The 15721-nt window shown below is 61.9% G+C and carries 11 protein-coding genes; 7 read left to right on the top strand and 4 right to left on the bottom strand.

All coding sequences use genetic code 11. The features are described from left to right. Positions 1 to 17: 17 nt before the first annotated feature. Positions 18 to 950 carry a LysR substrate-binding domain-containing protein gene (locus tag B0G82_RS27575; RefSeq protein WP_199730175.1) on the bottom strand — a complete coding sequence of 311 codons (933 nt, stop codon included), beginning with the start codon at positions 948 to 950 and terminating at the stop codon, positions 18 to 20. A gap of 166 nt (positions 951 to 1116) precedes the next feature. Between B0G82_RS27575 and B0G82_RS27585 the strand changes: the two genes are divergently transcribed. Further along, positions 1117 to 2154: a DUF1338 domain-containing protein gene (locus tag B0G82_RS27585; protein ID WP_121309687.1), complete on the top strand. Its 1038-nt coding sequence runs from the start codon at positions 1117 to 1119 to the stop codon at positions 2152 to 2154. A 42-nt stretch (positions 2155 to 2196) separates the two neighbouring features. Continuing rightward, positions 2197 to 5196, top strand: coding sequence for an FAD-binding and (Fe-S)-binding domain-containing protein (locus B0G82_RS27590; protein WP_121309688.1), 3000 nt, complete (start codon positions 2197 to 2199; stop codon positions 5194 to 5196). 30 nt (positions 5197 to 5226) lie between these two features. On the opposite strand, the gene B0G82_RS27595 is transcribed toward B0G82_RS27590, so the two are convergent. Next, positions 5227 to 5859, bottom strand: a complete 633-nt coding sequence (locus B0G82_RS27595) for an XRE family transcriptional regulator (RefSeq protein WP_106282688.1) — start codon at positions 5857 to 5859, stop codon at positions 5227 to 5229. Between the two features lie 612 nt (positions 5860 to 6471). Here B0G82_RS27595 and B0G82_RS27600 point away from each other — a divergent pair. The 3 genes from B0G82_RS27600 to B0G82_RS27610 all read left to right on the top strand — a co-directional run bounded on the left by B0G82_RS27600 (position 6472) and on the right by B0G82_RS27610 (position 10734). Then, positions 6472 to 6921, top strand: coding sequence for a hypothetical protein (locus B0G82_RS27600; RefSeq protein WP_121309689.1), 450 nt, complete (start codon positions 6472 to 6474; stop codon positions 6919 to 6921). Positions 6922 to 7181: 260 nt separating this feature from the next. Continuing rightward, on the top strand, positions 7182 to 7820 hold the full coding sequence (locus B0G82_RS39830) for a hypothetical protein (protein WP_158608193.1): 639 nt from the start codon (positions 7182 to 7184) through the stop codon (positions 7818 to 7820). A 178-nt stretch (positions 7821 to 7998) separates the two neighbouring features. Continuing rightward, a complete protein-coding gene (locus tag B0G82_RS27610) occupies positions 7999 to 10734 on the top strand; it encodes a DNA-binding protein (protein WP_121309690.1) in 2736 nt (911 codons plus the stop codon). A 71-nt stretch (positions 10735 to 10805) separates the two neighbouring features. On the opposite strand, the gene pstS (B0G82_RS27615) is transcribed toward B0G82_RS27610, so the two are convergent. Then, a complete protein-coding gene (pstS, locus tag B0G82_RS27615; protein WP_116147136.1) occupies positions 10806 to 11831 on the bottom strand; it encodes a phosphate ABC transporter substrate-binding protein PstS in 1026 nt (341 codons plus the stop codon). A 308-nt stretch (positions 11832 to 12139) separates the two neighbouring features. Here pstS (B0G82_RS27615) and B0G82_RS27620 point away from each other — a divergent pair, with 308 nt between their 5' ends. Further along, positions 12140 to 13177 carry a transporter gene (locus tag B0G82_RS27620; RefSeq protein ID WP_121309691.1) on the top strand — a complete coding sequence of 346 codons (1038 nt, stop codon included), beginning with the start codon at positions 12140 to 12142 and terminating at the stop codon, positions 13175 to 13177. Between the two features lie 61 nt (positions 13178 to 13238). On the opposite strand, the gene B0G82_RS27625 is transcribed toward B0G82_RS27620, so the two are convergent. Next, a complete protein-coding gene (locus tag B0G82_RS27625) occupies positions 13239 to 14201 on the bottom strand; it encodes a CHAD domain-containing protein (protein WP_241974850.1) in 963 nt (320 codons plus the stop codon). 468 nt (positions 14202 to 14669) lie between these two features. On the opposite strand from B0G82_RS27625, the gene pstS (B0G82_RS27630) reads away from it, so the two are divergent. Then, complete coding sequence (gene pstS, locus B0G82_RS27630) at positions 14670 to 15704, top strand: phosphate ABC transporter substrate-binding protein PstS (protein ID WP_121309693.1); 1035 nt, start codon at positions 14670 to 14672, stop codon at positions 15702 to 15704. The last annotated feature ends 17 nt before the right edge of the window (positions 15705 to 15721 follow it).

Genomic DNA, 15721 nt, shown 5'->3' on the forward strand with positions numbered 1-15721 from the left:
CCTGCAGTAACGCGGGCTCAAGCGGAATCGGGAGGGCCGCCGACCATGGGATTCACCGCGCTGTAGGCGGCGGCCTCGTGCAACAGCCACTCGCGAAAATTCGCCAGCGGCTTGCCGTGACTCAACTCGGTCGGATAGACGAGGTAGTATGCGGAGTCGGCGAGGGCGGGCGCATCGACCGGAATCACGAGCCCGAGTTGATCGAGTTGCGCATCGACGAAAAAGCGCGGCACCAGCGCAATCCCGAGACCAGCCGCGGCCGCGCTGATCAGCATGGTGTGGAGTTCGTAGCGCACGCCCTGCATGGCCCGGTTGTCGTCGACGCCCACGCTCGCGAACCATGACGCCCAGCCGTCCGGCCGGGTGGTGGAATGCAGCAGCGGATAGTCCAACAGCTCAGCGGCGCTTTGAACGGGCCGCTTCAGCAAATTCGCCGCGCACACCGGCACGACTTCTTCGCTGAACAGGAAATCCGCCGACGTGCCCGGCCACGTGGGCTTGCCGTAGTGAATCGCGGCTTCGAAATGGGTCTCGGCGAACGGGAACGTGCCGGTTCGAACGCCCATGTTCACGCGCACGTCGGGATACTGCGCATTGAATGCCGCGAGCCGCGGAATCAGCCATTGCGATGCGAAAGTCGGCAGAACCGCCAGTTCCAGATAACCGCCGCCGCTGCCGTGCGCGATGATGGACAGCGTGTCGCGATCGAGTTGCTCCAGCGAGCGCCGTACCTGCGCGCTATACACCTTGCCCGCCTTCGTCAGCACGACGCGCTGTTTGACGCGCACGAACAGCCGCACGCCAAGATTGCTCTCCAGCGTATTAATCTGCCGCGACACCGCGCTCTCGGTGAGAAAGAGTTCGCGCGCCGCGTGCGTGAAGCTCTCGTGCCGCGCGGCGGCTTCGAAAGCGAGCAGCGCGCCCATATTGGGGATTTTGAACTTTCGCACCTTGATTCCAAAAACGCATCAAGTGGCGATTTTATCTCGCTTTACGGCAAGCCCGGCGATTTGAATAATCACGTCTTCGATCGTGCCGTCCGCGCCTTGCGTCCGGCTCGGCAGGTCGGGTCGAACATGTGAATCAGCGCCCATCAGAGCCACGTAGAGAACCGCTATGCGAAACACCAGGAATGCGAATGTCGAACAACTGCTGCTGAAATTGCTCGGCGCCGAAAAAACCGCACGGCTCTTCGCGACGCTGAATCATCCGCACATTCTGGACGAATGGGAGGACGGCATCGTCACGCGCGCCGAGCTTGCGCAGGCGATGAACATGGCGCTGTTCGAGGATCTGCTGGCGCGCTCGGCGAACGGCCGCCAGTACACCGAGGAGACGATCGCGGCGGGCGGCAGCGTTTACTTCGATCATGGCGCCTTGCGCACGGTGCGCTGGCCGCACAGCGGCGCGCTGCCGACGGGCGAAGCCGCGTTTGCGCGCATTCTTCGTCCGCTCGGCTTCAGCGTCAACGGCCGCTATCCGCTCGACCGACTCGGCATGACCGGCCGCGCGTGGGCGCATGACGACGCGCCCGATGAAATCGCGCAGTTCTTCGTCAGCGAATTGCACCCCGAGCGGTTCTCGGCGGAGTTTCAGCAGGCCGTGACCAACGTAATCGGCGCGTCGCGCGATCCGTTGACGCCGCGCGCCGTCGGCCAGTTGTGGGAGCTCGAGCGCGACGGCGTGCTGCCGGTCGACGCGGCGCACGAATTGCTGCCCGTGATCGTCGGCGCGTTTGCGCGCCAGCACGACACGCCACGCGAAGCCGATTACGAAGTATTGTTGAACGAATCGGCGGAGATGGCGTGGATCGCCACGGAAGGCAACGCGTTCAACCATGCCACGGATCGCGTCGCGGATGTCTTTCAATTGTCCGACGACGAGAAGGCCAAGGGTCGTCCGATGAAACCGGAAGTGGAGCGCTCGCGTTCGGGACGGGTGTTTCAGACGGCGTATCGTGCCGACCTCGTGCAGCGCGAGTTTCGCGCGGCTGACGGCAGCGTCGTGACGCGCGAAGTGCCGGGCTCGTTCTACGAGTTCATCACGCGCAAGCGGACTTTTGATCAGGACGCGCGTCGTTGGGAAACGGACCTGCGTTTCGACGCGGGCAACGCACAGGGCATCTTCAAGATGACCGCGAACCAGGCTGCCTGAGCGCGAAGCGGCGGCGCACAGCCACGAAAGACGGGGAGCGCAGTGGGAACGTCATTTGATGAGGAACAGGGCGCGGGCGTCGACGAACTGTACGAAAACGGCACTAGCGCACTGAAGCGGGCACCGCGCGTGGCCACGCCTTTCACCGGCACCGCGGCTGTGATGCAGGCGCTCGAAGCGGATTTGCGCAGCCATGTGCGTGGCGAAGTGCGCTTCGACCAGGGTTCAAAAGCGCTGTATGCGGCGGATGCGTCGAATTATCGGCAAGTGCCGCTCGCCGTTGTCGTGCCCGCGGATGTCGACGACCTGTTGGCCACACTCGCCGCTTGCCGCCGCAATGACGTGCCGTTTCTCGCGCGCGGCGGCGGCACGTCGCAGAACGGACAGTGCGTCAACGTCGCCGTAGTCGCGGACGCGAGCAAGTATGTGAACCGTGTCGTGTCGGTCGATCCGGTCGCGCGGGTTGCGATCGTCGAACCCGGCGTGGTCTGCGACACCTTGCGCGATGCCGCCGAACAGCACGGCCTCACCTTCGCACCCGACCCGGCGACGCACAGCCGCTGCACGCTCGGCGGCATGATCGCCAACAACTCGTGCGGCGCGCATTCGGTAATGGCCGGCAAAACGGTCGAAAACGTCGAGGCGTTGGAAGTCGCGACCTTCGACGGCGCGCGCTTCTGGGTCGGTCCAACCTCCGATCAGGAGCTCGAACGCATCATCGCCGAGGGCGGCCGTCAGGGCGAAATCTACGCCGCGCTGAAGCAGTTGCGCGATACCTACGCCGAGCGCATTCGCGCGAAATTTCCGCGGATCAAGCGGCGCGTGTCCGGCTTCAATCTCGACCAACTGCTGCCGGAAAACGGCTTCAACGTCGCCCGCGCTCTGGTCGGCACCGAAGGAACGTGTGCGCTCACCTTGCAGGCGAAAGTGCGCCTCGTGAAAAGTCCGGCGATGCGTGTGATCGTCGTGGTCGGCTTCACGGATATCTACACGGCGGCGGATGCCGTGCCGCATTTCATGCGCTGCGGGCCGATCGCCATCGAAGGACTGGACCGCGCGATCATTCGCGGTTTGCAGGCGCGCGGCTTGAAGCAGGACGAGATCGCGTTGCTGCCTGAAGGCGATGCATGGGTCGTGCTCGAATTCGGCGCGGACACGCAAGCCGACGTGATGCTCAAAGCGCGAGCCGCCGCCGCTTACTTTGCATCGGGGGAAGCAGGGCCGAATGTGTCGGCGATGCTTGTCGAAGACCGGGCGTTGCAGGCCAAGGTCTGGTCGATCCGAGAGACGGGCGCGTCGGCGGTGGCGCTGTCGGTCGATACCGGCACGCCGGACCCGATTGTCGGCTGGGAAGATGCCGCGGTCGATCCGCTGCGTCTCGGCGATTATCTGCGCGCGTTCCAGGCGATGGTGGATCGCTACGGTTACGAGACGAGCCTCTATGGCCATTTCGGCGATGGCTGCGTGCACGCGCGCATTACCTTCGATCTACGCAGTGCGGAAGGCGTCGCGACGTGGCGCAAGTTTCTGCGCGAAGCGGCTGAACTCGTCGTCGAGTTCGGCGGTTCGCTGTCGGGCGAACACGGCGACGGCCAGGCCAAGGCCGAGTTTCTGCCCATCATGTACGGCCCCGAATTGATGCAGGCGATGGAGCAGTTCAAGGCGATCTGGGATCCGGCCAATCGTCTGAATCCGGGCAAAGTCGTGCACGCCTATCGCGCCGACGAAAACCTGCGCATGGGGCCCGCTTACAAGCCGGTCACGTTGCAAACCAGACTGACGTTTGCGAGCCAGGAGGGCGAGGGTTTTCAGCGCGAGATCGAGCGATGCATCGGCATGGGCAAATGCCGCTCGCTCGAAGGCGGCACGATGTGCCCGAGCTATCGCGCGACACGCGAAGAGAAGTATTCGACGCGGGGCCGCGCGCATCTGTTCTGGGAAATGCTGCAAGGCGACGTGATCGCCGACGGCTGGCAAAGCCGCGAAGTGAAAGAAGCGCTCGATACGTGCCTCGCTTGCAAAGGCTGCAAATCAGATTGCCCGACGCATACGGACATGGCTTCCTACAAGGCGGAATTTCTTTCGCATTACTACGAGACGAAGCGTCGGCCACGGCAGGCGCTGTTCATGGGACGTATCGGCGAATGGGCGCCGTGGGCGGCGCGTTTTCCACGTCTGACGAACTTCATGACGTCGGCGCCGGGTTTGTCTTCGTTCGGCAAGTGGGTGGCCGGCGTGGCGCAAACGCGCGAACTGCCTCGTTTCGCGAGTGCCACATACAGGCAGATCGCGCGACGTTCGCCGCAATCGGCGCGTGATGCCCACGGCGACGTGAAGAAAGTGATCCTGTGGGTCGATACATTCAACGATCACTTCACGCCCGAGATCGCGCAGGCAGCCGCCGATGTTTTGAAGCAATTAGGCTGGCATGTCGTGTTGCCGAAGAACCGGTTGTGCTGCGGGCGTCCGCTGTATGACTTCGGGCTGCTCGAACGCGCACGCGAACTTCTCACGCACATTCTCGACGACCTCGCGGACGATATCGCCGCCGGCGTGCCGCTAGTCGGTCTCGAACCGGGCTGCTTGTCGGTGTTCAAGGACGAACTGCTGAAGCAACTGCCCGATCATGCATCGGCGAAGAAGTTGTCGGCGCAAACTTTCCTGTTCTCCGATTTCGTCGCGCGTCAGCCGTTCGATTGGCCGACGCTCGCCGCGGACGTGATCGTGCACGGACATTGCCATCAGAAGGCGCTGTTCGGCATGCAGGGCGATACCGCACTGCTGAACAAGCTCGGCGTGAAATGGAAACTGCTCGACACGGGGTGTTGCGGCATGGCGGGATCGTTCGGTTTCAACGTGGAGCACCATCCGCTCTCCACGAAGATTGGCGAAGACACGCTGTTTCCGGCGGTGCGTGCGGCGGCTGCGGAGACGATCATATTGACCAACGGCTTCAGTTGCCGTGAACAGATCGAGCAGGGGACCGGGCGTCACGCAATGCATATCGCGCAACTGGCGCAGCGGGCGTTGGCGGCGCGCTAAGCGCGCTCACGCGCGCTGCCGCGCTTGCATTTACTTCTTCGTCGATTCGATGGTGGCCGGCGCTTGAGGAATATCGGCGCTGGTGGCCATCCACAACACTTCGGCGTCTTCTTCGCTCGTGGAGACCGCTGCGTGGCCGGTGCGGCTGTCGAAGTAGAGACTGTCGCCGGCATTCAGATGCGTCGGCGCATACAACTCCGAATAGAGACACACGCTGCCGCTTATCACATACAGAAACTCCTCGCCTTCGTGGCGGCCCCAATCGTCGAAGGCGTCGAGCGTGTGCGCGGAGATGCGGATACGAAACGGCAGCATCGCCTTGTGCGCGAGGTCGGTGGCGAGCAACTCCATCTGATAGCCGCGATACGCGTGGCGCTGGCCTTCGTTTTTGCGGGTCAGCGCGCGGCGGCCGCTCGCGCTGACTTTGGGCGTGGAGCCGAACAACTCGCCGATTTCGATCTTCAGTCCGAGGACGATTTTCTGCAGCACGTCGAAAGTGGGGGACATCAGGCCGTTTTCGACCTTCGAAAGCGTCGAGCGGGACACGCCGCACAGGCGGCTGGCGGTTTCCAGCGTCAGGTCCTGCGCCTGGCGGGCGGCGCGGACGCGGCGGCCGAGGTCGGTGATGGACGGATCGGCGGATTTGGCGAGATGGGTGTCCATGGGGCTTGATGCTCTGAATGCGCGCTTGGGGGGCAATGTTGTTTCCGATGATAACATTGGAGGCGAGCCGCAAGTCCGCAGGCGAGTTTCAGGCGCTGTCAGTGGGATCGTCGCGCGCGCTTTGAGCCGTGCGTGTGGCCTGAGCGGTCAATTGGATTGGCGCGATCGAAGCGAGCGCGACATTCGCGTAGTTTTCTCATCGGAAACTTTGAATCATCGCGGGCGAGCAAGGGCCGATGGCGTCGTTGTAACGTCGGATATTGATCTGGGTCGCCGGTCGCGTTTAATATCGCGGTTTGATAATCCTGTTGCCTTTGCACGGAAGGCATTAGTTCAGATAGTGCGCAGCGCGCTACGTTGTCTCTCGCGTTCCATCAGCCTTGATAGCAGCCTCGCCAGGCCGGCGCCGAAACCCGGTGATCGTGATTAAGAAAAGATAAGTAAAACATGGGCTTGCCAGATGCCTATAGCCTCGCTTGCGATTAATCAAAAGTCCGTTATGCAATCGGAATATTAATAAATTCTGTTAAATCGTCTCGGTAATGGATTTTCCGTTGTCGTATGCATTACGATGCTGGAAATTAAAAGCAGCATCGACAAGATAATCGATCCATGTCTCAGAATCGTAAAAAACGACCAACGGGGAATCAGGTGCGCAGAAAGCCGCTGGGTAAAGCCAAACTTTTGCCGCATACCGCGACATACGTGCGCGAACAGTCGTTGCGCTGGCATCTCGCTTTGGCCGCATTCCAGGCGGGCAAGGGCAACGGCGAATTACTGGCAAAGCTGGTGAAGGCGCTTTACCTGGCCTGGTATCTTCAGCAGGCCGGGTTCGGCGCGCTGGGGCGTGACCTTTATCTCGAAGCTGAACGTATTCTGGATGCCGCCGCTCGTAGCGCGACCCGGGAAATCTGGCGGATCGCGGCAGCGGATTGCGGACCGATCACGAGGCTTCTCGATTTCCACGAGCAGCAGCTGCAAATAGCGCCGGTGTTCGCCGTGGACGAAGCTGAGTTACGCGTCGTGCGCTTCGGTCAGAGCGACAAACGATCGCCGTGGTAAGCGGATTTGCAGCGTGACGGCTTCGAAGTGTGGGTCGTCGCAGGCGGTTATCGTGGAGGCGGGCACCACGAGGCGTCTCCCGAGCGTTCGCTGAATCGCTGCGTGGCCGCGTGCAGCGCCGCGCTCGGACTATCGAGTGGCCGTCTACCCTTCTGGACCAAGCCGGCGGCGGCCGCCATCCATGGATGAGCAAATGCGACAACGCTCGCGCCCGCCTCATACGCCGCATCGGCTGATGACGCCGTCGCCGCGAGGCATGCTTGAATCTCGCCCGCTTTGAACAGCGCCCAAACGTGGCCGACGTGAACGACTTCCACGGACGCAGCGCTTTTGCTCGCATGCTCCGTAAAAAGCTTCCTCGTCGAGTCGATAGCCGATTCAGCCGCACACAACACGACGATGCTCCCGCCCACGTCTGCTGCCGCAGCAGCCAAAGCGACATCCGCCCGGACGATGGGCATGGGCGGACTCTTGATAACGGCCACCGCGGGCCCGAGCGTGCCGCAGGTGAGAATGACAGCGTCCGAATCGGCTGCCAGCGCGAGAAGACGCTGCTTTGTGCGGGCGCGCAACTCGTCGGAAAACGCTCCCGTTTGATCCACGGCCTCGCGAAGGTCCGCCCTCACTTCATGGTGAAGATCTTCGGCCCGCAATCCAAGCGCTTTGGCTGCCTGCTCAAACACCTGGCGGTTCCCATCCATCGTATGCAGAAACGAAATGCGCATTGCCGTGTGCCTCGGTATCAGGTGTGTCATGTCGACGCCGCTTCGCGTTTCCACGCCGACGGCGCCCCACTCGGTGCCGCTGCATTGTTGCAACGTCGGTGCGGGCTAACAAGGCAAGCGCCTCTACCGGTATCGCCGATACCTCTCTTGCGCGAACGATCCGCGACGATATAGCGGCCTTATGGTCCGCTATTCCGCGCATTCGAGAAGACCGCCGAGCCCTAATATCATCGGTCCGCGTGCCATTAGCTGTCATTTAGCTTGTATCCCGAACGTCGCCGGACGTCCGCAGACGTAGTAACGTATTGAAAATTTAACCTTTCGCCCCGCTACATTGATTCTTGAGGCGCATATGTCCACGGACACAGACCCAATCACCGACGAACAGATCGCTGCAATCGCCGATCGCATGGTCGAAGAGGGCAAAAGAGTTTCGCCAGTGACAATCTGGAAAGAGGTTCGCGGCGGTTCCCTAGTGGCGATAGTCGCGGCCTTGCAACGCTGGCGCGAGTCGCGGCAGGCCGACACACCGCAAGCACAGGTCCAGCCCGGATTGCCGGAGGGCCTCGCCGAAACGGTCATCAGCGCCGCGGATCGGATCTGGACGGCGTCCCAGCACGATGCGGAGAAGGCGTTCAACCAACGTCTCGCCGCGGTGAACCAGGACCTGGAAGCAGCCCTCGCGGAACGGGACGAAGCGCTTGCCGAGTATCAAAAGAGCATCGACGAAATCGAAACGGGGCGCAACCGTCTCAGCGCGCTGACGGACGCGCTGAGCGCGTCGGAAAGCGCTGCCCTACGCCTCGAAGCGGAACGCGCGAGCGCCGCCGGTCGCGCCGAAGCGGCCGAAACTCACGTCGCCGAACTGGAGCAGCGTACGTTCGCGCACGACGCCGAACTGGAAGGCATGAAGGCCTCGCTCGACGAGGAACGTCTCGCACGTGAAGAGTTGGCCACGGCGCTGACCGGCAAAACCGATGAGGTCGCGCAAGTCATTCAGGAACGAGATCAGGCGCGGCACGAGGCCGCAACATTGAGCGATGCCTGTCGGGCGAAGACAGAAGAGGCGACGCGATTCGCGCAAGAGGCAAGCGCGGCTACTTCGCGCGCTGAAGCGGCGGAGGCACGCATCGAGGAATTCGTGCAGCGCGCGTCCGAGGACCAGGCCAAACTGGAAGCCGCGAGCGCGTTGCTTGAAGAGGAACGCCAGGCGCGCGAAGCGTTGGCCGCGGTCGTGACGAGCAAGAACAACGAAGTAATGCGAGTCACGCAGGAACGCGATCACGCTCAGCAGGAAAGCGCCGCGTTGCGCGACGCCCATGAGGCGAAGTCGCAAGAACTCACGCAATGGTCGCAGGAGGCGAGCGCGGCTTCGTCGCGTGCACAAGCCGCGGAGGCGCGCGCGGAAGAACTGGCGCGGCGTGTGTCGTTGCAAAACGAGGAGTTGGAATCTGCGAAGGTATCGATTGAACAGGAACGCAGAGCACGTGAGGAATTAGCTTCGATCGTCTCCGTCACGAACGATGAGATGACGCGCGTCACCCAGGAGCGTGATCTTGCACTGGAGGAAATCACGTCGCTGCGCAGCGCCTATGAGGTGTCGCTGGAAGAGGAACGCAAGGCACGTCAAGAGCTGGCTTCAGCCGTCTCCAGCAAGACCAGCGAAATAACGCGGCTCACTCAGGAGCGCGACCAGGCGCTGCAGCAAGTCGCGACGTTGGAAGCCGCGTATCAGGCGAGCTCGCAAGAAGTGACGCGTTGGTCGCAGGAAGCGAGCACCGCGACGTCACGCGCTCAGGCAGCAGAGACACGCGTAGAAGAACTCGAACAGCGCGCATCGGCGGATCACGCCAATTTGACCGCGACAAACGCGTTGCTGGACGAAGAACGCAAAGCACGCGAAGAGTTGACGGCGGTTGTCTCGGCCAGGAACGACGATGTAACGCGAGTCACGCAGGAACACGATCAAACGCGACAGCAGCTCGCCGCTTTGCGCGAGGCCCATCAGGCGAAGTCGGAAGAAACGGCGCGACTGTCCGAGGAGTTGAGCGCGGCAACCTCGCGCGCACAGGCAGCCGAAGCACGCGTAGAAGAACTCGCGCAGCGCGCAGCGTCGCAAGTTGCCGAACAGCAAGCCGCCACGGCTTCGCTAGAAGAAGAACGCAAGGCTCGAGCGGAGCTGGCCGCAGAGCTTTCAGCCAGACACGATGAAATAGCGCGAGCCACTGAGGAACGTGATCAAGCCCGGCAGCAGATCGAAGCGTTGAACAGCGCCAATCAGGCCAAGGAAGAAGAGTCGGCACGCTTGCTGACGGAGTTGAACGCGGCTTCGTCGCAGGTACAGGCTGCTGAAGCGCAGGCAAGCGAGGACCACGCGCAGTTCGTCGCAGTGGAAGCCGAGTTGAAACAAGCGCGTGCCGTGCTGATCGCGGAGCGCGAGGCGGCCCGGGTGCGGGCCGAGGAAGCGTCGGCTCAACTCAGCGAGTTGCAGCGCGTCACGCATGAACTGGACGAGGCGCGCGAGCAGATCAGCGCCGTGACCGAGGCGAAGACACTCGTGAGTGCAAACCTCGCTCGGCTATCGCAGGATGCCTCCGCCGTGAGAGAGCGCGCGGAGGCCGCCGAACGCCATGTCGCGGAGTTGGAGCAGCGCGTCGCGGCACAAACCGCGGCCATAGCGCAACACGCACAACGCGCCCAGCAGCTAGCAGCCCGTGCCGAGCAGAACGACAATACGGAGGAGGTCGCGGCTTTGCAGCGGCAGGTGTCGACGCAGGCCAAAGCCCATGCAAAGGCCATGAGCGAGCTTCGCACGACAGCCGAACAGTGGGTCGCGCACGCAAAAGACCTCAAGCAGCGGCTCGGTCTGGCAAGCGAGAAGATCCTGTTCATCGACGCACGCAGCACCGGCGAGGTGGCGCTTGTCAGGCGGCTTTCATCCGAGCTGGAGCGGCTCAAACCGGATCACGAATTGGTCTCGCGGGAGACGCAGCAAAAACTGATTGCCGCGACGATGACGCACCAGCTTGCGCAGAAGGGCTACCGTTACGATCCGGCCACGGCGGTGATGTCGAAAGTCGCGACCTGACGCTAGCCACCGGTCAGGCGCGCAATGGAGAAAGGCGCGCGCATGCGACGCGCGCCCCTCGAATCCGACGCTTACGGCGCGACCGGCTTGCCCGACGCGTCCTTCACTTTCTGTTTCCACTGCGTGCGGATTTCAGCCGTCACGGATTCCGGCAGCGAAATGTAGTCGAGATCATCCGCTGCCTTGCCGCCGTTCTTGAACGCCCAATCGAAAAACTTCAGCGTTTCGGCGCCCTGCGGTGCTTTGTCCTGCGTCGTATGCAACAGCACGAAGGTCGCGCCGACCACGGGCCATGCGTTCTTGCCCGGCTCGTTCGTCAGGATCTGATAGAACGACTTCGACCAGTCCGCGCCTGCTGCCGCTGCCTTGAAGGTGTCGGTCGCCGGTGCGACCACTGTACCCGCTGCATTTTTCAGCGACGCATAGGTCATGTGGTTCTGCTTCGCGTACGCCCACTCGACGTAGCCGATCGCGCCGGGCAGACGCTGCACGAAAGCGGCCACGCCGTCGTTGCCCTTGCCGCCGGTCCCTGTCGGCCAGCTCACCGTTGCGCCTTCGCCCACTTTCGACTTCCACTCCGGGCTCACCTTAGACAGGTAATTCGTCCAGATAAAGCTCGTGCCGGAGCCATCGGCACGGCGAACCACGGCGATATCGGTATCCGGCAGCTTGATTTTCGGGTTCAGCGCAACGATCGCGGGATCGTTCCACTTCTTGATCTTGCCGAGATAAATACCGCCGAGCACTTCGCCCGACAGCACCAGTTCGCCGGCCTTCACACCCGGCACGTTGATTGCCGGCACCACGCCGCCGACAACGGTCGGGAACTGGAACAAGCCGTCCTTGGCCAGTTCGTCGTCTTTGAGCGGGGCGTCCGAGCCGGCGAAATCCACGGTCTTCGCAATGATCTGTTTGATGCCGCCCGACGAACCAATGCCCTGATAGTTCACCTTGCCGCCGCCGGCCTTTTGATAGGCGTCGGCCCATTTCGTATAGATCGGCGCGGCGAAGGTGCTGCCCGCACCGGTGATGTCGGCAGCGTGTGCGGCGCTGGCACACAGCGCACACACAACCAGCGTAAGTTGCTTGAGATTCATGGTGAGACTCCTCACGGCGACACAATCGCCTTCGATGGGCTGCAACTTAAGGGCGAAATATGACGTTCTTGTGACTACTCAAATTAAATGACCCGCTTGGCTAAACTTAAGCATTCGCTAAGCCGACGTCGTGGAAACTAGCGGGTTAACCTTCTTTTGATCGGCCGCGATATGCTCGGACCTTTGATTCCGGTTCAATCTGCGCGGCGCCCGAGTTGGAATCGGATGGTGACTGCCACGGTTCTGATTTTGGCCGCCAGATTGCCGGATAGGCCAATCCCGCAGGGGAAGCAAACGGTGAATGACCTATGAAATCTGATTTGCTACTGCAAACCTACGGCGCGGACTCGTCCGGCATGGTCTGCGGCTTTCTCTTTTCTTCGAATCGCGCCGGTCGCTCGGTCGACGCCGACGAAGTCGCCGAATGGCTCCAGGCCCACGACGCCCACGGCCCCGCGAAGGAAGGCAGCGAGTTTCTCTGGCTTCACTTCAATCTCGCACATAGCGCCAGCGAGCGTTGGATGAGAGCCCAGCTCGATTTGCCCGAGACATTTTTCGACGCATTGCGCGAAGGCTCTCACTCCACGCGCATCGAACACGCGGACGGCGCACTACGCGCGGTCGTGAACGACGTCATGTTCAATCTCGAGTTCATTCCCTCCGAGATCGCGACGCTGTGGATTTACGCGAATCAACGAATCATCGTGACCGCGCGTCTCAAGCCACTGCGCTCGGTGGACCGACTGCGTGCGTCGGTTCGGGAGGGGGAGGTATTCAGGTCGCCGGCGGAATTGCTGGTTCATCTGATGCATGACCAGGCTGACCTGTTGGTGCAGATCGTCCGGCGGACCAGCGCCGACGTCGACCGGATCGAGGACCGGTTCCTGTCGCAGCGGCCCACACAGAACCGGATCGATCTGGGCGCGATGCGTCGTATGCTGACGCGCTTGCAGCGCATGCTGGCGCCTGAACCCGGCGCGATCTTCCGTCTGCTGGCACGGCCGCCGCGCTGGCTTCATGCGGAAGACGTGCAGGATCTGCGCGAGTCGACGGAAGAGTTTTCCGTGGTTCTCTCCGATGTGGCCGGGCTGATCGAACGGGTCAGGCTGCTGCAGGAGGAGATCATCTCCCGCCTCGAAGAGCAGAACAACCGTACGCTGTTTACGCTCACGCTGGTGACGGTTTTGGCGATGCCGATCAATATCGTCGCGGGCTTTTTCGGCATGAATGTGGGCGGTATTCCGCTCGCTGAAAACCGGCACGGCTTCTGGGTGATGGTGTTGCTTGTCGCCGGCTTTACCGGGCTCGCGGGATGGTGGGCATTTCGCCGCCGCAAGGAACGATAAGAGCTGCTGTGTCCGGCTTCGGCGGTACTGGCAGTCGCCGTATAGCGCGATATCGTCAGCGTCAGTTCACGCCGGTGCTGGGACGCTCGACGGCAAGCCGGTCGTTGAGTGCGCGTAACTCTGCATTCGCACGCTGCATGTGCTGGCCTTTGCGATTCCTGAGATACGCGATTGCGTCGACTACCATGCCGGGATCACCAAGCCGATCCGCATGCGCCAGAAGCAGCGCTTCGCTCGAAACAATATCGTTCAGCTTGCCCAGTTCGTCCTGCAATTGCGTCAGCTCCGCGACGCTGATCTCGCTGCCGCTATCGAGTAGCGGCGCGAAAAACTCCAGCAGATAGCGCACTTTCTTTCCCGCGATGCGGACGTCGTGAAGTTCGGCGTAACCCGCGTCCGGATTTTCCAGCACACGCTTCAAACGTTTTCGCAGCGTCTGCTTCGCCGTTGCAACACGGTTCGCGGCGAATGCCGTGAGCGGTTCCTCGAACGAGCACGCGTCGAGTTGCCGAATCACGCTCGCGATTCGCTGTGTCAGCATGGCTTCGGCGTTCGCGTCTGCAATCGTTGCGCGACTGCGCACCAGTGCATTGCCACGCAATAGATCGAGACGTTCGATGAGCGCCGCGAAAGCATGCGGTGTCGACACGTCTTCCGCCAGTAAGTGTTTCAGGATATCCCAGTCACGCGTTTGACCGGCGGAATCGGCGAGCGCCTTGAATTCGCGCCGCTGCCATCTTGCCCGCGATCTGTCGATAAGCGGATCGTAAGCCCACCACAGCGAACGCAAGCGCCGCAGCACGACACGCAGTTTGTGCGGACTTTCCGCATCCGCGCTCACGCACAAGCTGTCGATGCGTAGCGCCACTTGCGCGGCCATTGGCGTGGCCAGCGTCGAAAAGGCCACTGCCGGCGACATGTCGGGCGCAATCGTGCCGCCTCGTTTGTTGGGATTGTCTGCGCCCCGCTCCTGTGTGGATGCGGTTGCAGATGCGGGATCACGCGTGTCAGGTGTGGAGTTCATCGGCTCGAGTTGCATGAGTCCCTGAAGCGGACGGAAGTGAGGTGAACGTAAGGTGACGCGTGTCGGATAGCTTAGCAACTGCGATATCCATCCTACAACGTAAAAATCCCGAGGGGCATGCCGGCACTGCGGACAAAACGGAATTCGCGCGACGATTCAACCTACCTTCGCTCGGAGGGAGACGCCACGCTGTTCAGTATGGCGAATCGAATGGTGTGTCATTTCCGTGCCGTGTTGATAGAGCGATTCAATTTGCCTCTCGCTCTTCATCGTCCTGTAATAAGAAAAGTTGTCATCACCGCGCTGCGCGAGCCCTCTTTCAGATCGGCACACCACAGCGCGACGAACAACCGGTGGCAATAGAAAGCGTAAGAAAGTCCGCCAGACAATAGTTTCTCCACGCCACGCGTCGTTACCCGGCGAGCTTCACTTCATGAGCTTCAACAACAATTCCGAGTGAGGTCTTTCGTGAGCTATACACAAACATTGTTGGCCGGTGTGGCTGGCGCTTTCCTGGCGGTCGCGGCGCACAGCGCTGACATTACTGGCGCCGGCAGCACCTTTGCCGCGCCTATTTATACGAAATGGGCCACCGCATACCAGCGTGCGGGTGGCGGCACGGTGAGCTATCGCGCTGTCGGGTCGACGGAAGGCTTGAAGGAGATCATGGTCAGCCAGGTCGATTTCGCCGGCTCGGACGCACCGCTGAGCGACGACGAGTTGACGAAGAACGGGCTGATTCAGTTTCCAACCGTAATCGGCGGCGTCGTGCCGGTCATCAATCTGCCGGGGATCAAGCCAGGCGAGTTGATTCTCTCGGGGCGTGTGCTTGGAGATATCTACCTGGGCAAAATCGTCAGCTGGAATGCTCCGGCCATCGCCGCCATCAATCCCACGATCAAGCTGCCCGACACGCCTATCGCCGTCGTTCGTCGGCTCGACGGTTCAGGCACCACGTTGATCTGGACGCACTTTCTCGCGCAGGTGAACCCCGAGTGGAAGAGCAGGGTCGGCGAGGGGACTTCAGTGCGCTGGCCGCGCGGAATAGGCGGGCGAGGCAACGAAGGAGTCGCCACCTTCGTACAACATTTGCCGGGCGCGATCGGCTACGTTGCATGGGACTTCACGAAGCAGAATCATATGGCGTACGCGGCCATGGAAAATGCGTCGGGTGCCGTGGTTCAGCCAGGACCCGAAACTTTCAAGGCCGCCGCCGCGAGCGCCGACTGGTCCAGATCGCTCTTTCCGATCCTGACCAACGAGGCAGGCGCGAACGCATGGCCCGTTGTCGGCGCGACGTATGTCTTGCTGCACAGCACGCAGGACAAACCGGAGCGCGGCGAGGAAACGCTGAGATTCCTCGACTGGGCGCTGACGAACGGCAGTCAGGCCGCGGAGGACCTGGACTATATTCCGCTGCCGCCGTCGGTCGCGAGCGAGATTCGCACGCAGTTGCACGCGCGGGTGAAGAATCCGTCGGGTAAAGCAGTCGCGGGCGAATGACGGCGGCAGTCTCGCCG

Source organism: Paraburkholderia sp. BL17N1, assembly GCF_003634175.1.
GTDB lineage: Bacteria > Pseudomonadota > Gammaproteobacteria > Burkholderiales > Burkholderiaceae > Paraburkholderia.